Source organism: Dorea sp. ICN-14282 (genome assembly GCF_037890115.1).
Taxonomy (GTDB): Bacteria; Bacillota; Clostridia; order Lachnospirales; family Lachnospiraceae; genus Dorea_B; species Dorea_B phocaeensis.
This window is the reverse complement of record NZ_JBBKBH010000001.1, coordinates 292,776-310,689: the sequence shown is the minus strand read 5'-3', so window position 1 is coordinate 310,689 and position 17,914 is coordinate 292,776. Positions and strand designations below refer to the sequence as shown.

The window sequence follows — 17,914 nt, the reverse complement described above, 5'->3', positions numbered from 1 at the left end:
TTAATACCAAATTTTTTGCCAATTATATTATATATCTTTTCTTCCGATTGCGCAACAGTTTTTCCCTATTTTCGTTAAGAAATTGACAAACAAATATGGACACCTTTTTTCAAGATGCCCACACGCTTTTCTCCTTGTTTATATTCTCTTTTTTCTGCCTATTTCTGGCTCCTGAACTGCATTGGCGTCATATCGTACGCCTTCTTAAACAGCCGGTTAAAATGTTCTACATTTTGATACCCAACTGTGAGCGCAATATTCTCTACCGTCATATTACTGCTCTTAAGAAGCGCTCTTGCCTTCTTCATCCGAATCTGTTTTACCAACTCGCCAAAGGTCATTCCGGATTTTTCCTTGATGTATTTGGACAGATACGGCTTTGACAAATAGAATTTTTCCGCCAAATCATCCAGTGTAATATCAATATAGTTTGCCTGAATATAATTCAGCATCTCGATCATCCTTGGATCTTTACATCCTTCGGAATTCCCGATTTCATCAATTTTATTGACCGCTACCGTCAGCGCCTCCATAGACGCGCTGATAATATCTGCATCAATACCAACTCCCCAAAAGGTCTTTCCCTTGAAAACGATTCCCACATATGCCACCGCTTTAGAAGATGATCCTTTCGTCAGGGAATGCTCCTCATAAAAGCTCAGCTCATAACTAATATTAAAATATTGCTTGATTGCATTGCTGACCGCATCCAGACGTCCATTTCCCATAGCCGCTATGGTGTGCACCTTATTCTCATGGTTCAGCGTCACCTCTGCAGTAATTCCATCTGCCTGTTTAAAATGGCACTCGTCAATATGGAACACCGGCTTGGTATTCACATAATGATCGGAGAAAATCTGGTATACCCAGTCAGCCGTCAGTTCCTTGTGTGCTTTATCAGAAATATCCTTCACCAGATATCCCACTTCGGAACGCATTTCCTGCGGAAGATTGATTCCATGGCTCTGCTTCAGAATATAGTTCACACCGCCCTTACCGGACTGACTGTTAATCCGAATCACATCCGAATCATACTGGCGTCCCACATCCTGCGGGTCAATCGGAAGATACGGAACAGACCATGTTTCGCATGCCTTCTCTTCACGGTATGCCATTCCCTTGGCAATCGCATCCTGATGAGATCCTGAAAAAGCGGTAAACACCAGGTCTCCTGCATAAGGCTGACGCTCATATACATGCATCCTGGTCAGTCGCTCATAGGTTTCCCGAAGACGCTTCATATCTGAAAAGTCAAGCCCCGGATCTACTCCATGGGAAAACATATTCATTCCCATTGTAATCAGATCCACATTTCCGGTCCGCTCTCCATTGCCAAACAGCGTTCCTTCGATTCTGTCTGCTCCTGCCAGCACACCAAGTTCCGCCGTCGCCACGCCGCATCCTCTGTCGTTATGCGGGTGCAGACACAGAATAACGCTGTCGCGGTATTTTAAATGTTTATTGACATATTCCAACTGACAGGCAAATACATGCGGCATTGCATTTTCTACCGTAGTCGGAATATTGATAATTGCTTTATTGTCCTGCGTCGGCTTCCACACATCTAAAACTGCATTGCAGACGTCCACCGCGTAATCCACTTCCGTCCCCGAAAAACTCTCCGGACTATACTGGAAGGTAAAGTTTCCATCCGTCTCAGATGCCAGTTCAAGAAGAAGCTTCGCTCCGTCTACTGCAATCTGCTTAATCTCTTCTTTGCTTTTCCGAAATACCTGTTCCCGCTGCGCAACCGACGTGGAATTATACAGGTGAATCACAGCGTGAGGCGCTCCTTTTACAGCCTCAAAGGTCTTCTTAATGATATGTTCTCTGGCCTGCGTTAATACCTGAACCGTCACATCATCCGGAATCATATTCTTCTCAATCAGGGTCCGCATAAACTGATATTCCGTCTCAGACGCTGCCGGGAATCCTACTTCTATCTCTTTTAATCCGATGTCTACCAGCATCTGAAAGAATTCCAGCTTTTCCTCCAGGCTCATAGGTTCAATCAACGCCTGGTTTCCATCTCTAAGATCCACGCTGCACCAAATCGGAGGCTTTTCAATATATTCCTTTTTCACCCAGTCATAAGTTACCTCCGGTGGCATAAAATATGCACGTTCATACTTCTGATAATTCTCCATTGTTGCATTCCTCTCCTTCTTATATCCTATTTTGAAAGGCTTTGCTTGCGAAAGTCATTCGGATAATATTCATCAACTTTGTTGTTTATTTTTAACACTCTTTTATCCTATCATATGTGTTTTTAAAATTTAAGTGACATTTTTAATCACTTTTATTGATCTTTTTTAATCTTTCCAATCTTTCATCCCAATTCTTCTACTCCCGACAATTATTTCTGGTCTCCAAAGGAAGATTTTCTAGAAATCACAACCTTTTCTTCATAACACTCAAAGATCTGATCCACCTGTTCCTGTTTCGGCTTCGGCGTCAGCAAACTGACCACAGGCACCACCACAAGTCCCGCCGCCATGGCAAATGCTCCTGCATTAATGGGAGACTCAATATAACCGATCACCATGTTTGATACAGTAATTCCTACACCAACGGCAAAGCTTGCCCACACAGAGGCTTTCGTCACCCGTTTCCAGTATAATCCGTAGAGGAACGGCGCCAGGAATGCTCCCGCCAGCGCTCCCCAGGAGATTCCCATCAGCTGGGCGATAAATGTCGGCGGATTCCATGCCAGAAGTACCGACACCGCAATAAAAAATACGACCAGAATCTGCATCACCCGAATCTGTTTCTTTTCACTCATCTCCTGCATCAACGTATCCTTCAGGAAATCAAGGGTCAGTGTGGAACTGGAAGTCAACACCAGTGACGCCAATGTCGACATGGAAGCAGACAGAACCAACACCACCACAATTCCGATCAGAATATCCGGAAGGGAAGAAAGCATATGAGGAATAATACTGTCAAATACCACCACGCCAGATGCATCGTAAATTTCTTTCCCGTCAAACAGACGCCCAAATCCTCCAAGGAAGTAACACCCCCCGGAAATAATCACCGCGAAGATCGTGGAGATCACGGTTCCTGTATGGATGGATTTCTCATCCTTGATTGCGTAAAACTTTCCGACCATCTGCGGCAGCCCCCAAGTTCCAAGAGAAGTCAAAATAACAACTCCCAGAAGGTTCAAAGGATCTGGTCCGAAGAAGGAAGTAAATGCTCCCGGCTGCCCCAGTGTCACCGGAATATCACTTGGAATCTCCGCCATCTTCTCTATCGCTTCCAAAAATCCTCCCTGACCGCTAAGCACAGAGGCAATGACTGCCACAATTCCAATCAGCATAATAATTCCCTGAATAAAATCATTAATAGCCGTCGCCATATAACCTCCCAGAATCACGTAGATTCCTGTAAAGACCGCCATCCCTGCCACACACACTGTATAAGGTATGTGAAACGCCATTTCAAAGAGCCGTGACAGCCCATTGTAGATAGACGCTGTATAAGGCACCAGAAAGACGAACACGATCACCGATGCCGCAATCTTTAAAGCACGGCTTCCGTATCTGTTCCCGAAGAAATCCGGCATTGTTCTGGAACCTAAGTGCTGCGTCATTACCTTCGTCCGTCTTCCCAGAACGACCCACGCCAGAAGACTTCCAATCACTGCATTTCCAATTCCAATCCAGGTAGAAGACAACCCGTACTTCCAGCCAAACTGTCCGGCATATCCAACAAATACTACTGCAGAGAAATAGGAGGTTCCATATGCGAACGCTGTCAGCCACGGTCCCGCCGACCGTCCACCCAGCACAAATCCATCTACGCTCGTTACATGCTTTCTTGCATAAAGTCCGACTGCTACCATAACAGCAAAAAATACGATTAGTAATGCAATCTTAATCCCCATATCTGTTCTCCTTTTCTCTTTGTTTCGTCTTACTTTAAAGCGTTGCGCTTTAAAGCATTAAAGTTTTCTTCATAAGAATAACACACTGCTAAAAGAAATGCAAGTAAAAACAGGGCAGAAAGCCTTTTTGCCTTCTGCCCTGTTTTTTAACGCATTTTCTCGACCCGGTCCTGAATCGTTTTATTAAAATTCTCTACCTTCCGGCTGTATTCTTCTGTCATAAACTTAGAATTCAGCATAAAGTCTGCTGTTGCCAGGTTATTCGCTACCGGAATGTCATACACTACCGCGATTCTAAGAAGCGCTTTCACATCCGGATCGTGAGGCTGTGCCTCCAAAGGATCCCAAAGGAAGATCATAAAATCCACCTGGCCTTCCACAATCTTGGCGCCAATCTGCTGATCTCCTCCCAGAGGACCGCTGTTATAAGCTCTTACCGGCAGTCCCGTTTTATCTGCGATCAGTCTGGCCGTAGTTCCGGTTCCACATAAGAAATGCCCTTTTAAGACATCCTTGTTCTTATCGCACCACTCAACCAGTTCCTTCTTCTTTCCATCGTGCGCAACCAGCGCAATGCGTTTCGCTTTTCCAATCTCGAAAGATACATAATTATCGTTCATCATCTGCATTTCCTCCTTCATAATATTTCATCAGCGCCTGAGTTCCCAATTCTCCATACCCTTCTGCTTCTAATTCCTCATAGTTGGCAAGTACCTGACTTAACACGTCTAAGCTTAGGCCACTTCTGTTCGCCTCAATAAGCGCCAGCTTCATATCCTTAACAAAATGTTTCAGGAAAAATCCCGGCGCATAGTCTCCTGCCAAAATCTTCGGTCCAAAGGTATCAAGCTGTTTACTTCCCGCAGCTCCGGTTGCCACTGATTTCAAAACGGTATCAAGGTTCATCCCTTTGGCTTTCGCATAGGTAAGCGCTTCACAGACGCCAGACAATGTGCCTGCGATCATAATCTGATTGGCCATTTTGGCATGCTGGCCACATCCTGCGCTTCCCTGATAATTGATATTCGTTCCCATGGCTTTAAAAAGCGGCAGACAGGCCTCATAATCTTCCTGTTTTCCTCCCACGAGGATGGACAGCGTCCCTGCCTTCGCACCACCGTCGCCTCCGGTTACCGGCGCATCCAGCACGCGGCACCCTTTCTGCTGTCCGGCTTCGCTGATCTTCTCAGCCAGCATAGGACTGGTCGTTGTCATATCAATCAAATAGGTGCCTTCCTTCACGCTGTCTAAAATATTGCCTTCTTCAAAATATACTTCCTCTACATCTTTCGGAAAGCCAACAATTGTAATTACCGCGTCGCATCCTGTCACACAATCCTTTATGGTTTCATGGAATACCGCTCCTTCTGCAATGACGTCTTCCACCTTTTCTTTGTGTCTTGCAAAAATATGAAGCTCATATCCCGCCTTCATCAAATTACGAACCATGGATTTCCCCATAATTCCAACTCCGATAAATCCGATTTTCTTCATTGTACTCTCCTTTTATATTCCGCTTTTATTGTTTTTCAACTACTTCTCCCTGTCTTTTGTAAATACTCTCCTGCGGAACAAACCCTCTGACACTGGAAAGAGGATAAATATTCGTACGCTTTCCTACGACACTTCCCGGATTCAGCACAGTTCCACATCCTACTTCTACTTCATCACCAAGCATTGCACCGAATTTTTTCAGTCCGGTTTCCAGATTCCCTTCTGCCGTCTTAACCACAACCAGCTTTTTATCCGACTTCACATTGGATGTAATGGAACCGGCTCCCATATGCGCCTTGTATCCAAGGATAGAATCTCCCACATAATTGTAATGAGGTACCTGCACCTTGTTAAACAGAATGACATTCTTAAGTTCTGTAGAATTTCCTACCACCGCACCTTCTCCTACAATTGCATTTCCCCGAATAAACGCGCCATGCCGAACTTCTGCATCTTTCCCGATAATGGCTGGTCCATGAATATAAGCCGATTCAAATACATGTGCAGATTTTGCAATCCACACATCCTCTCCCACTCGGTCATATTCCTCTTCCGGAAGTGTTTCTCCTAATTTTAAAATAAAATCATGAATCTTTGACAATACTTCCCATGGATAAACCGCACCCTCAAAAATCTCTGCCGCAATGGTCTCATCCAATGTATATAGTTCCTGAATTGTTAATGCTTTCATCTCTTCTTATCTCCTTTTTTACTATTTGCCGTCGTCTTATAAAACTGCGCCGCCTTGTCATAACAGCCACGAAGCTGCCACTGATTTGCCAGCCCTTTGACTCCCTGCGTTCTGCTGACAATAAAATGATCCAGCTTCTGCATATATTCTTCCGGTGTGATCTCTCCGTCCGCCACGTAATTAAGTCCCTTTTCCCAGCTGGCTGTAAGCTCTGGATTCAAAAGCGATTTAATCGAGTGATCCACCACATCGTAAATCATCTCGCCCAACATGGTTGGCGTTACAATCTGCGTCTTTTTATTCAACGCCAGATATTTGTTGTGGAACAATTTTTTCAGGATTTCACCCCTGGTCGCACTGGTTCCAATTCCGCTTCCCTTAATCTGTGCACGAAGCTCCTCATCCTCGATCAGCTGCCCGGCATTTTCCATCGCAAGGATCAAAGACCCGGAATTGTAACGCTTTGGCGGCGACGTCTTTCCTTCTTTGATCGCGAGATTGGAAACCTCCAAAGACATCCCCTTTTTCAACGTCTGTATTTTCTGAAAAAAGGCTGCATCGGCGTCACGATCGTCTTCGGACTCTTCTTCCTGCTCTTCTTTTTCCTTCTTTAACGCCTGTGGCTTCGCCACCTTCAGATACCCTTCCTCTGCCAGCACCTTAAAGCTTGAGAAGAAAGACTCTTCCTTTATCTTCGTCACAATCGCCACTTTTTGGTACACCGCAGGCGGGTAAAAGATACTTAAGAACCTGCGCACAATTACATCATACACCATTCCTCCCAATCGTGGAAGAGAAGAAAGTGCATTCATTCCCTGTCCCGTCGGAATAATGGCATAGTGATCTGTAATCTGCTTATCATTTACATAGCGGGTTTTCTCCAGGCCTTTGTAACTCCCAAAAGATACAATTTCCTGAAGATACGGTACCGCCGGATCATATTTCATCAGACCATTTAAGTTTTTGTGAATCTCTTTTGCCACCGCAGTAGACAAAACTCTGGCATCCGTTCTCGGATAGGTCACCAATTTCTTTTCGTACATCTCCTGAACAATCCGAAGGGTCTCATCCGGGCTGATCTTAAAGCGCTTGGAGCACTCGTTCTGAAGTTCCGCCAGATTAAATAAAAGCGGAGGATTCTTCTTTTCCTTCTTTTTCTCAATGGTGGCAATCTGACACTTTAGAGGTTTTCCCTCTTCTGTTCCTTCCCGAAGCCAGCGGATCAATTCTTCTGCCTTTTCTTTCGTCTTAAAGCCATTTTCCTTATACAAATCAAAGGACTCAAAATAACGGGAGCCTTGCACTGCTCTCCATTCTCCTTCAAACCCCAGTTCTGATCCTCCGATCGTACTGATTACCCGGTAGAAGGGAGTCTCAACGAACTCCCGGATCTCCCGTTCCCGACGTACTACCATCCCCAGAACGCAAGTCATAACCCGCCCCACAGAAATGACCGAATATTTTGTATGTAAATAATTAGAAATACTGTTCCCATATTTCAATGTCAGAAGTCTGGAAAAATTAATTCCCATCAAATAGTCTTCTTTTGCCCGCAGATAAGCCGACGCAGAAAGATTGTCATATTCTTTCAAATCTTTTGCTTCACGAATCCCTCGAAGAATCTCTTCCTCTGTCTGAGAATCGATCCACACCCTTCTTCGCTCCTTGCCATGGACACCTGCCTGTTGTTCCACCAGTCGGTAAATATACTCTCCTTCCCGTCCGGAGTCGGTGCACACATAAATGGTATCCACGTCCTCCCTGTTTAAAAGGCCTGCCACAATCTTAAACTGCTTTGCCACTGCAGGAATCACCTCATATTGGAACTCCTGCGGAATGAATGGCAGTGTTTCCAGATTCCATCGCTTCAGCGCCGGATCATAGGCTTCCGGATAGCTCATGGTAACCAGATGTCCCACGCACCAGGTAACCACCGCATCTTCAGATTCCAAATATCCGTCCTGCCGTCTTGTCTTCATCTTTAATGCTTTGGCAAATTCCTGTGCAACACTTGGTTTTTCCGCGATATAAAGTGATTTCCCCATAAATATTATTCTAACTCCTTATATTTACTGTCTTTTATACCAGGCGGCAATACTCATTACCTCCGAAACAGACTCCTGATTCGTGCTGCAAAACTTTCTTTTTTCTCCTCCGGCTCTTTTCTTGCCGCCTGCAGAGCTTCTTCCATAAACACTGCCTGAGAATCAATAAATGGCTCGGACTGCTCCTTTTTTCGATAACTTCCGTCTCTTTGCAGCACCCTGGCTTTGATATTATCTTCCAGCATAATTTTCAAATAATGATTGATCTGTTCCTTAACCTCTTTATCCCGAACCGGACATGCAACTTCTACACGCTTCTCTGTGTTTCTCGTCATCATATCTGCAGAGCCAATATAAATTTTCTGCTCCGCTCCAGTTCCGAAACTAAAAATTCGCGGATGCTCCAGATAGCGCCCTACCACGCTCATCACCCGCAGATTGTCGGTATATCCCGGTACTTGCGGAAGTATACAACAAATTCCCCGGACAATCAAGTCAATTTTCACACCTGCACGAGACGCCTCTGATACTTTCTCGATAAAATCCGTATCCGTTACGGAATTCATTTTCATAATGATTCTTCCGTTGCTTCCTTTCAAAATTTCCTCATCCATCAGGGCAAGCACCGTCTGTTTCAGACTGGTCGGCGCCACAATCAGATGATGATAACTTCCATTCAGATTACTGATCGACATATTTTTAAAGAACTCTGCGGCATCCATTCCAATCTCTGGATTGGCAGTCATCAATGACAAGTCCGTATACATAGCAGCTGTTTTCTCATTATAATTTCCGGTACCAATCTGCGTAATATATTGAATCTCTCCTCGATTCCGGTAAGTGATAAGACAGATTTTAGAATGCACCTTATATCCTTCAAATCCATAAATCACCCGACAGCCTGCTTCTTCTAGTCTCTCCGACCATTCAATATTATTCTGTTCATCAAATCTGGCCCGAAGCTCGATAAGTACCGTGACTTCTTTGCCATTTTCCGCTGCTGCACAAAGATATTCCACCAGTCTTGCTTTCTTTGCCAGACGATAAATGGTAATTTTAATGGTCATAACATTCGGATCCACAGAAGCTTCTTTTATGAGCTTCAAAAATGGATTCATACTCTCATAAGGATAGAATAACAATAAATCCTTCTTCCGAATCTGCTTCATCATACTGCCGCTTGTCACTCTCGCAGATTCCTGCGGTGAAAATGCCGGGTAAGTCAATGATTTTTTCATAGGCTCCGGAAGATTTCCACTCATCGCAAAAATGTAGGAAAGCTTCATAGGCATTTTAGTACGGAAGATCTGATATGGTTTAATATCGAACTTCTCGCAGAAATATTTCTGCGTTTCGTCATTTAACTTCTCTGCCACTTCCAGACGCACCACAGACATTTTGCGACGTCTGTGAATGGTCTTTTGCATTAGTTTGCGGAAATCATCCGTAACTTCCAGGCCTTCATCATCCGGCGAAACGTCCCCGTTTCTGGTTACGCAGATATAATTAGCATCAGAAACCGTATACTGCTCAAATACCAAATCCAAGAACTCCAGAATCACCTTCTCCATGCGGATATAACGGATATCATACCCCGGAAGATACAGCACATCTGAAATATACTGAGGCACAGGAACAATTCCCAGCATGGATTTCTCTTTCCATTTCAATGTCGCTGTCACATAGATTTCTTTATTAAGCAGATGTGGAAACGGATGATTCGCATCCACAATCTGTGGAGACAGAACCGGAAGGACCTGTTCCTTAAAGTACTTCTTTACATATTTCTTTTCTGTCTGCTCAAGCTCCTTAAAGTCCAGCCCGCACACCCCATAAGGATGCAGCTGCTTCTTGATATCTGCGTAAGTCTTATCTCGTTCTTTGTAAAGCGGCGCAACCGCCTCATAAATCTTTGCGAGCTGCTCCCCTGCCGTCATTCCGGAACGGCTGTCCACCGCCTTTTCATCCGTGTGTACCATATCAAATAAACTTCCCACACGAATCATAAAAAACTCATCCAGATTACTGGTAAAAATTGCAACAAACTTCATGCGCTCCAACAGCGGAACGGTGATATCTCTTGCCTCTTCCAGTACCCTCTTATTAAATTCCAGCCATGATAATTCACGGTTCTGTGTGTAATTCAAGATTTCCTTTCTCATGGATAGCCTCCCATTCTTCTCACGGTGTTCGAGCTGAATATCTGACGAAAATGTCAAAAACTTCCACTTATAAAACGTGATATCAAGCATGCATTTTCTGAAAGAGGCAGATAAGATATAATATCTGCTGTATGAAATGTTCTAGATACTCAGCACTCAAATATGCCAAATAAGATAATAGAAAATATATTTTTTATCATCTTAACATAAGCAACACCCAGTCTCAAGTAGAAAGCATGTTAAGTTCTTGTTAAAATTGATTATTTCAACGACAAAAAGGACAGAAAATCTCTGTCCTTTTTGTCGTGATCTTATTTTGCCTTAATATATCCCTTCGCAGTCAGCGCCTCTGCACAGAGCACTGCTCCGCCTGCTGCTCCTCGAACCGTATTATGAGAAAGTCCGATAAATTTGAAATCGAACATAGAGTCCTCTCTCAATCGTCCAATGGACACACCCATACCATTCTCATAATCCACATCCATTGTTACCTGCGGACGATTATCCTCTTCTAAATACTGGATAAACTGCTTTGGCGCGCTTGGAAGCTCTGTCTCCTGTGGGAATCCCTTGAAGTTTACCAGCTTCTCAATCAGCTGTTCCTTCGTAGGCTTCTTCTCAAAATTGATAAAGACTGCTGCCGTATGTCCATTCAATACCGGTACACGCACGCACTGACAGGTAATCTTTGGAAGACTTGCCTTGACGATCTCACCATTTTCTACCTTTCCAAGCACACGAAGCGGTTCCTGCTCGCTCTTCTCCTCTTCTCCGCCAATGAACGGAATAATATTTCCTTCCATCTCCGGCCAATCCTTAAATGTCTTTCCTGCACCGGAAATTGCCTGATAGGTTGTTGCAACTACTTCCTTTGGCTCAAACTCTTTCCACGCTGCAAGGCATGGCGCATAGCTCTGGATAGAACAATTTGGCTTTACCGCAATAAATCCACGTGTTGTTCCCAGACGCTTCTTCTGATCAGCAATCACATCAAAATGATCGGCATTGATCTCCGGTACAACCATCGGTACGTCCGGTGTCCAGCGGTGCGCGCTGTTATTGGATACTACCGGAGTCTCTGTCTTTGCATAAGCCTCTTCAATCGCTTTGATTTCATCTTTTGTCATGTCCACCGCACTGAATACAAAATCAACCGTTTCCGCTACTGCTTCCACTTCATTGACATTATGTACAATCAGATTCTTTACAGCTTCCGGCATCGGAGTCGTCATCTTCCAACGTCCGCCAACAGCTTCCTCATATGTCTTTCCGGCAGATCTTGGGCTTGCCGCAACTGTCACCACTTCAAACCACGGATGATTCTCTAAAAGCGCAATAAACCGCTGTCCTACCATTCCCGTTGCTCCCAAAATTCCCACTCTTAATTTCTGTTCCATGTTCCTTCCTCTCCTTTTCTTGGTTCTCTTTATGCAATTCCTCTATACTGTCTCGTATGTCTCCATATATTTCTTATAAACTTCAATGACCTGCTTCATCACCGTCTGTCCCGGAGCCCCCGTCGTAACTCGCTTATTCACACAGGTTTCCAGACTGATCGCTTCATAGATATCCTCTTCAAAAACCGGAGAAATCTTCTGATATTCAACAAGCGGAAGCTCATCTAATGCAATCTTCTTCTCCAGACATGTTAATACCAATTGTCCCACAATTCCATGGGCATCTCGAAATGCCACTCCATGATTCACCAGGTAATCTGCCGCATCCGTCGCATTGGTAAATCCATGCCTTGCACTGTCCTTCATACGATCCTTGTTAAACTGCATGGTTTTCAACATCCCGGTAAACAGGGAAATGCATCCTTTCGCATTGTCGATTGCATCAAAAGCCCATTCCTTATCTTCCTGCATATCTTTATTGTAAGCAAGCGGAATTCCTTTCATAGTAACTAAAAGGCTGTTAAGCGCTCCATAAACCCGTCCCGTCTTGCCGCGTACCAACTCCGCAATATCCGGATTTTTCTTCTGCGGCATAATGCTGCTTCCAGTACTGTAGGCATCGTCAATCTCCACAAAACCATATTCATTGGAATTCCAAATGATCACTTCTTCAGAAAACCTGCTTAAATGCATCATCATAATGGAAAGTGCAGACAAAAGTTCTAACAGATAATCCCGGTCAGACACCCCATCCATGCTGTTCATCGTAGGTCCGTCAAATCCAAGAAGCTCTGCCGTATAATTCCGATCTAACGGATACGTCGTTCCGGCCAGCGCACCAGATCCAAGCGGACAGGTGTTCATCCGTTTGCGAATATCTGTCAGTCTTTCGTGATCTCTTTTAAACATCTCGAAATAAGCTCCCATATGATGCGCAAGGGTAATTGGCTGCGCTTTCTGAAGATGGGTAAATCCCGGCATATAGGTATCCGTATTTTCCTCCATAATCACAAGTAACGCTTCTAACATCTCTTTTACCAAACCATTCAGCACTTCGATCTCATCTCTGGTGTAAAGCTTCATATCCAAAGCCACCTGATCATTTCTGCTTCTTCCTGTATGAAGTTTTTTACCCGGTTCTCCGATTCGGTCAATTAAAGTTGCCTCCACAAAGCTGTGAATGTCCTCATATTGATCTGTGATCTCAAGTTTACCACTTTCTACATCCGCAAGAATCCCTTTTAATCCATCAATAATCGTTTCTTTTTCCTCTGCGCTTAGAATTCCCTGCTTTGCCAGCATCGTCACATGCGCAATACTTCCTGTAATATCTTGTGCATAAAATCTTTTATCAAAAGAGATGGATGCATTAAAGTTGTATACGAGCTGATCTGTCTCCTTTGTAAAGCGTCCGCCCCATAATTGTGCCATATTTTCTGCTCCTTCCTGTTTTGTCATGTATACGATTGTACCACATTTTTGCATAAAATCAAGTATTTTGCTTATATTTATACATTTCATTGCATGATTCTATGCTTTCTGCTGTTCTCGTTCCCGTTTGGAAAATTCGCATCCACAATAATCCTGCCGGTAGAGTCCGTATTCCTTCGATAATTCAATGGAACGTTTATACCCATTCTTTTTCTTAAAATCCGACAATAGATACGCAACCTGATATTCTTCTGCCAACCGCATTCCAATCTCATTTAACTTAACCGCGTTCTTCATCGGGCTGATACTAAGCGTCGTAGTAAAATAATCAAAATTTCCTTTTTTTGCAACTTCCGCTGCTTCCCGAAGCCTAAGTTCATAGCATTTCATACAGCGCGCACCGCCTTCTTTTAACGCCTCCATCCCCTCTGCCATCGCATAGAAGCGTTCTTTGTCATAAGCTCCCGCCATAAAGGAAATGGGATGTTTACTCTTCATTTGGCCAATCAGCGTCTGCTGCTCCAAAATCCGCTTGGTATATTCACTCTCCGGATAGATATTCGGATTATAGTAGAATACAGTAATTTGAAAATACTGGCTTAAATATTCCAATACATAACTACTGCAAGGCGCACAACAGCTGTGAAGCAGAAGTGTTGGAACCTTCGCTTCCTTATCTAGCTGTTCCAAAGTCTTATCCAATTCTTTCTGATAGTTCATCGGGTCTTTCTCCCTTTCTCATATAATGGTTATACTTTTGAATTATACTGCTTCTGACTCCTTCTGACAAGCCTTAGCCATCCTAATCCTTTCACCAACCACCGTCTCCTGTCATAGAATACAGTATAGTCCATCCAGGAGGTTCCCATGAAACGAATCTTAGAATTAGAACACGTCCACTATGCCTATCACACACCGGAAGGGGAGACCCCTGCACTTACAGATCTTACCTTTTCTGTGAACGCCGGAGAATTTCTGGCTATCGTCGGTCCGTCCGGCTGTGGAAAAACCACACTGCTTTCTCTGATCGCAGGACTTCTGACCCCCGAGAAAGGACAGATCCGAATCTATCAAAAGCCCTTGAGCGAAAGCACGACAAATATCGGTTATATGCTCCAGCATGACGAGCTGTTTGAATGGCGCACCATCTACCAAAACGTACTGCTCGGTCTGGAAATCCAGCATATGTTAAACGCCAGTACACGCCAGCATGCCCATGAACTTTTGGAAACCTACGGATTAAAACAATTTGAAAACGCAAGACCTTCGGAACTTTCCGGCGGCATGCGCCAGCGCGCTGCACTGATCCGCACCCTGGTCCTAAAGCCAGATCTTCTTCTCCTAGACGAACCATTCTCTGCGCTGGATTACCAGACCAGGCTCAATGTAGGCGATGATATTGGGCAGATTTTAAGAAAAGAGAAAAAAACTGCCATCTTAGTCACGCATGACCTATCCGAAGCAATCTCCTTAGCTGACCGGGTCATCATTCTCTCCCGCCGTCCCGCTACCATACACCAGACAATCCCCATTTTCTTTGACCTTGACAACGATACTCCTCTGAATCGCAGAGATACTCCTGAATTTAAGTCTTATTTCAAATTGATCTGGAAGGAGATGAATGAACATGAATAACCTGTCTACCGGACAAAAAAATTATCTGCATCAACGCAGACAGCACCGGCGTATCGTCTCTTTTTCCCGGATTCTAATTCTCGCAGGATTTCTCCTCCTCTGGGAAGCGACCACTGCCGCTGGAATCATTGATTCCTTTATTTTCAGCAGCCCTTCTGCAATCGCACAGTGCTTCTTCCGAATGATTTTAGACAAAAGCATTTTTCTACATTTGTCAGTCACACTCTATGAAACGATCCTAAGTTTCCTGCTGGTAACAATTTTCAGTATTTTGGCGGCCGTACTCCTGTGGTTCAGCAAAAAGCTATCGGAGATTCTGGACCCATTTCTAGTCGTATTAAACAGCCTTCCAAAATCCGCACTTGCCCCACTTCTCATCGTATGGCTGGGGGCAAATCAGACAACCGTCATCGTTGCCGGTATGTCGGTTGCCATCTTTGGAAGTATCCTGAATCTTTATACCAGCTTTACCACCGTCGATCCCGGAAAAATCAAACTCATCTATACCTTGGGCGGAAGGCGTTTACAGGCGCTTTCCAAAGTGGTGCTTCCAAGCTCCATTCCCTCTATCATCAGCAATATGAAGGTGAATATCGGACTTTGTCTCGTAGGCGTGATCATCGGGGAGTTTCTGGCAGCTAGAAGCGGGCTTGGGTATCTGATTATCTATTCCTCACAAGTTTTCAAAATGGATTGGCTATTAATGTCAATTGTTCTTCTTTGCATCATGGCAATGGGTCTATACGCAATCATTAACCTCCTGGAAAAATGGTGTATAAGGAAATTCTGATCATCCACCACAAAAAGAGAGCCTATGGAGAAACCTTAACATCTCCATAGACTCTCTTTTTTCTCAAGCTGGAAATCGGACTTGAACCGACGACCCCTTCATTACGAGTGAAGTGCTCTACCGACTGAGCTATTCCAGCATTTGTAACCTTTGACAGTCACAAATATTATTATACTCAATTCTGAGTTTTTTGCAAGACTTTTTTTCGTGAAATTACCCTTTCATATGCACTGCCAGCTGCGGATACGGGATTTCAATTTCATTCTCATCCAGAGTCAGCTTAATTTCTTCCAAAAGCCGCCATCTGGTTGCCCAATACTCCTCACTCTTCACCCATGCACGGGCACCGATAATAACTGCACTGTCCGCCAAATCATCAACAAACACATTGATCTCTTCTTCCTTGATGGTAGAGGGATCCTCACGAAGCAGGTTTTCTATCAGGGTCTTTGCCTTTTTAAGATCCGCTTCATAAGATATAGACACCTTCAGATCCAGCCGTCTCTCATCCTTTGCCGTCGCATTGGTCAAACTGTTATTCGTTAAAATTCCATTAGGAATCACAATCGTCTTATTGTCAATGGTACTAAGCTTCGTGTAAAAGATCTGTATCTCCTTTACCGTACCTTCATTTTTATTCGTATCCTCAATGATATAATCTCCTACTTCAAATGGTTTCAAAAGCAAAATCAACACTCCGCCTGCAAAGTTGGACAGACTTCCCTGCAGCGCCAGACCAATCGCCACACCTCCGGATGCGATTAACGCTGCCACAGACGCCGTATCCACGCCAAATTTTGCTGCGATGCTAAACAAAAGCAGAAAGTAAAGAATGAACTTCAAAAAGGAATCTACAAACTGCTCGACTCCTTTATCTGCCTTCGAGTGTTCCATAGACCGCCGCACAATTTTACGGATCCATTTGATCAAAAATCTTCCAATAAAGAAGAAGATCAACGCAAACAACACCTTGATGCCAAATGCAATAAGCGACGGAATATGATCCTGCAGATACTGTGCAAACCGTCCTACTTCCTCCACTGTCTCCTGCGTCACTTCTTCTACTTCATTTGTTCCTGACAAAAGCATAATCCCAAATGCCATATCATTCCTCCTGTCGTATCCCTTCTTCTTCGATGCAACGGCTTTTTTGCCGTTCTTTCTATTTTAATGCCAAAAACGCGCTTAAATTTCCTCGTTTGCCACCGGTCGCCCGATGGGAAAACAACACATTCGGATTACAGTGTGTACAAAGATTCGTCACTGCAATCTGATCCTTTGGAATTCCCGCTTCCTTAAGAACTAATTCATTTGCCTTCCAAAGATTCAGCTGATATTTCCCAGCTTCTCTTTGCTCTTCTTTCTGGTAAAACAGCTGCTGCCAATGGCATTCTTCAAAACTGTCCCGGAACTTTGCAATTACGTCTTCACTTACCTCGTAGCAATCCTGGCAGATAGACGGTCCGACAGCCGCCACGACATCGGCAGGATTCGTTCCATAGACCTCCGTCATCTTCTCCACTGTCACTTTTCCCATCTTATGAACCGTGCCCCTCCATCCGGAATGGCTAAGCCCGATCACTTTCTTCACCGGATCTACAAAATATAACGGCACGCAGTCTGCATAAAACGTCACCAGACAGATTCCAGGTACATTCGTTACCATTCCGTCGGTCTCCATAAATCTTGTCCCGCGATCTTCTTCCCGAACCACCGCTACATTCGTCGTATGCGTCTGATAAGTAAAAGTAAAATCTTCCACTTTCACTCCCAGCGCACCGGCAAGACGCCTTTTATTCTCCTCCACAGCTTCCGGCGCATCACCTCTTGTAGTACTGATATTCATCGTCGCACAATCTCCGGTGCTGACACCCCCTAACCGCGTAGAAAATCCATGCTTTACAACATTCGTTCTTTCCAACAGCGGATAAGTCAGAAGCGGAACTCCATTTACCACCTTTTCTTCTAATACGTTTTGGTCATCCTTATAAATTAATCCCAACATTTTTATTCTCCATAATCAAATGCGTTCTGATACAGCCGAAACTGCTCCCCTTCAATGCTGACCACATCAAAGCGTACCGGCACATCCACAAGACCATGCACCATCAGATAATAAAGCGCACATTTTGAAATCTTCTTCTGCTTGCGAAGATCCACCGCTTCCTCCGGATAACCACTTCCTGCCCCCGAGCGATACTTCACCTCGCAAAACACCAGGTACTCACCGTCTCTTGCTACAATGTCCACTTCTCCCTGACGGCATCTGTAATTGTATTCCAGAATTTTATATCCGTATTTTTCCAGATAGGCACCTGCTTTCCTCTCATAAACGGCTCCTGTCCGGCGTGTATTCTGATAGCTTTCCTTTTTCATCTTT

General features: G+C 44.3%; 15 protein-coding genes and 1 tRNA gene. 2 read left to right on the top strand and 14 right to left on the bottom strand.

The window, feature by feature from the left end; translation table 11 throughout:
* Window positions 1-158: 158 nt before the first annotated feature.
* From WKT00_RS01470 to WKT00_RS01425, 10 genes are all read right to left on the bottom strand, one after another.
* Window positions 159-2,147, bottom strand: coding sequence for a 2-isopropylmalate synthase (locus WKT00_RS01470; RefSeq protein WP_101694490.1), 1,989 nt, complete (start codon window positions 2,145-2,147; stop codon window positions 159-161).
* 209 nt (window positions 2,148-2,356) lie between these two features.
* Window positions 2,357-3,889, bottom strand: a complete 1,533-nt coding sequence (locus WKT00_RS01465) for a sodium:solute symporter family transporter (protein ID WP_340260493.1) — start codon at window positions 3,887-3,889, stop codon at window positions 2,357-2,359.
* Window positions 3,890-4,035: 146 nt separating this feature from the next.
* The gene (locus WKT00_RS01460; protein WP_101694492.1) at window positions 4,036-4,512 is read right to left on the bottom strand and encodes a methylglyoxal synthase; all 477 of its coding nucleotides are present in this window, start codon (window positions 4,510-4,512) and stop codon (window positions 4,036-4,038) included.
* Window positions 4,499-5,383, bottom strand: coding sequence for an NAD(P)-dependent oxidoreductase (locus WKT00_RS01455; protein ID WP_101694493.1), 885 nt, complete (start codon window positions 5,381-5,383; stop codon window positions 4,499-4,501). Before WKT00_RS01455 ends, WKT00_RS01460 begins: the two co-directional genes overlap by 14 nt.
* Before the next feature lie 25 nt (window positions 5,384-5,408).
* Window positions 5,409-6,074, bottom strand: a complete 666-nt coding sequence (locus WKT00_RS01450) for a UDP-N-acetylglucosamine pyrophosphorylase (RefSeq protein ID WP_101694494.1) — start codon at window positions 6,072-6,074, stop codon at window positions 5,409-5,411.
* A complete protein-coding gene (locus tag WKT00_RS01445; RefSeq protein WP_101694495.1) occupies window positions 6,071-8,119 on the bottom strand; it encodes a DNA topoisomerase in 2,049 nt (682 codons plus the stop codon). The genes WKT00_RS01450 and WKT00_RS01445 overlap by 4 nt, the downstream gene beginning before the upstream one ends.
* Before the next feature lie 56 nt (window positions 8,120-8,175).
* Complete coding sequence (gene ppk1 / locus WKT00_RS01440; RefSeq protein ID WP_340260485.1) at window positions 8,176-10,281, bottom strand: polyphosphate kinase 1; 2,106 nt, start codon at window positions 10,279-10,281, stop codon at window positions 8,176-8,178.
* 311 nt (window positions 10,282-10,592) lie between these two features.
* Entirely contained in the window at window positions 10,593-11,678 is a 1,086-nt protein-coding gene (gene asd / locus WKT00_RS01435) for an aspartate-semialdehyde dehydrogenase (RefSeq protein ID WP_340260483.1), read from the bottom strand.
* A gap of 42 nt (window positions 11,679-11,720) precedes the next feature.
* Window positions 11,721-13,109, bottom strand: coding sequence for an argininosuccinate lyase (gene argH, locus WKT00_RS01430; protein WP_340260481.1), 1,389 nt, complete (start codon window positions 13,107-13,109; stop codon window positions 11,721-11,723).
* Window positions 13,110-13,208: 99 nt separating this feature from the next.
* Window positions 13,209-13,829, bottom strand: a complete 621-nt coding sequence (locus tag WKT00_RS01425) for an epoxyqueuosine reductase QueH (protein ID WP_340260479.1) — start codon at window positions 13,827-13,829, stop codon at window positions 13,209-13,211.
* 147 nt (window positions 13,830-13,976) lie between these two features.
* On the opposite strand from WKT00_RS01425, the gene WKT00_RS01420 reads away from it, so the two are divergent.
* On the top strand, window positions 13,977-14,744 hold the full coding sequence (locus WKT00_RS01420) for an ABC transporter ATP-binding protein (protein ID WP_101694499.1): 768 nt from the start codon (window positions 13,977-13,979) through the stop codon (window positions 14,742-14,744).
* Window positions 14,737-15,534, top strand: a complete 798-nt coding sequence (locus WKT00_RS01415) for an ABC transporter permease (RefSeq protein ID WP_101694500.1) — start codon at window positions 14,737-14,739, stop codon at window positions 15,532-15,534. Before WKT00_RS01420 ends, WKT00_RS01415 begins: the two co-directional genes overlap by 8 nt.
* Before the next feature lie 66 nt (window positions 15,535-15,600).
* Here the strand turns inward: WKT00_RS01415 and WKT00_RS01410 are convergent.
* From WKT00_RS01410 to WKT00_RS01395, 4 genes are all read right to left on the bottom strand, one after another.
* Window positions 15,601-15,673: transfer RNA gene (locus WKT00_RS01410), tRNA-Thr, on the bottom strand.
* Between the two features lie 74 nt (window positions 15,674-15,747).
* Entirely contained in the window at window positions 15,748-16,623 is an 876-nt protein-coding gene (locus WKT00_RS01405; protein ID WP_101694771.1) for a mechanosensitive ion channel family protein, read from the bottom strand.
* Between the two features lie 73 nt (window positions 16,624-16,696).
* Complete coding sequence (pgeF, locus tag WKT00_RS01400) at window positions 16,697-17,539, bottom strand: peptidoglycan editing factor PgeF (RefSeq protein ID WP_101694501.1); 843 nt, start codon at window positions 17,537-17,539, stop codon at window positions 16,697-16,699.
* A gap of 2 nt (window positions 17,540-17,541) precedes the next feature.
* Complete coding sequence (locus tag WKT00_RS01395; protein ID WP_173814181.1) at window positions 17,542-17,910, bottom strand: YraN family protein; 369 nt, start codon at window positions 17,908-17,910, stop codon at window positions 17,542-17,544.
* Window positions 17,911-17,914 lie beyond the last annotated feature (4 nt).

Excerpts from the sequence above, each read along its gene's own strand:
- asd (WP_340260483.1), bottom strand. The coding sequence starts at position 11,678 with ATGGAACAGAAATTAAGAGTGGGAATTTTGGGAGCAACGGGAATGGTA.
- WKT00_RS01455 (WP_101694493.1), bottom strand. The coding sequence starts at position 5,383 with ATGAAGAAAATCGGATTTATCGGAGTTGGAATTATGGGGAAATCCATG.
- WKT00_RS01425 (WP_340260479.1), bottom strand. The coding sequence starts at position 13,829 with ATGAACTATCAGAAAGAATTGGATAAGACTTTGGAACAGCTAGATAAG.
- argH (WP_340260481.1), bottom strand. The coding sequence starts at position 13,109 with ATGGCACAATTATGGGGCGGACGCTTTACAAAGGAGACAGATCAGCTC.
- WKT00_RS01445 (WP_101694495.1), bottom strand. The coding sequence starts at position 8,119 with ATGGGGAAATCACTTTATATCGCGGAAAAACCAAGTGTTGCACAGGAA.
- WKT00_RS01465 (WP_340260493.1), bottom strand. The coding sequence starts at position 3,889 with ATGGGGATTAAGATTGCATTACTAATCGTATTTTTTGCTGTTATGGTA.
- WKT00_RS01395 (WP_173814181.1), bottom strand. The coding sequence starts at position 17,910 with ATGAAAAAGGAAAGCTATCAGAATACACGCCGGACAGGAGCCGTTTAT.
- WKT00_RS01450 (WP_101694494.1), bottom strand. The coding sequence starts at position 6,074 with ATGAAAGCATTAACAATTCAGGAACTATATACATTGGATGAGACCATT.
- WKT00_RS01460 (WP_101694492.1), bottom strand. The coding sequence starts at position 4,512 with ATGATGAACGATAATTATGTATCTTTCGAGATTGGAAAAGCGAAACGC.
- WKT00_RS01470 (WP_101694490.1), bottom strand. The coding sequence starts at position 2,147 with ATGGAGAATTATCAGAAGTATGAACGTGCATATTTTATGCCACCGGAG.
- WKT00_RS01405 (WP_101694771.1), bottom strand. The coding sequence starts at position 16,623 with ATGCTTTTGTCAGGAACAAATGAAGTAGAAGAAGTGACGCAGGAGACA.
- WKT00_RS01420 (WP_101694499.1), top strand. The coding sequence starts at position 13,977 with ATGAAACGAATCTTAGAATTAGAACACGTCCACTATGCCTATCACACA.
- pgeF (WP_101694501.1), bottom strand. The coding sequence starts at position 17,539 with ATGTTGGGATTAATTTATAAGGATGACCAAAACGTATTAGAAGAAAAG.
- ppk1 (WP_340260485.1), bottom strand. The coding sequence starts at position 10,281 with ATGAGAAAGGAAATCTTGAATTACACACAGAACCGTGAATTATCATGG.
- WKT00_RS01415 (WP_101694500.1), top strand. The coding sequence starts at position 14,737 with ATGAATAACCTGTCTACCGGACAAAAAAATTATCTGCATCAACGCAGA.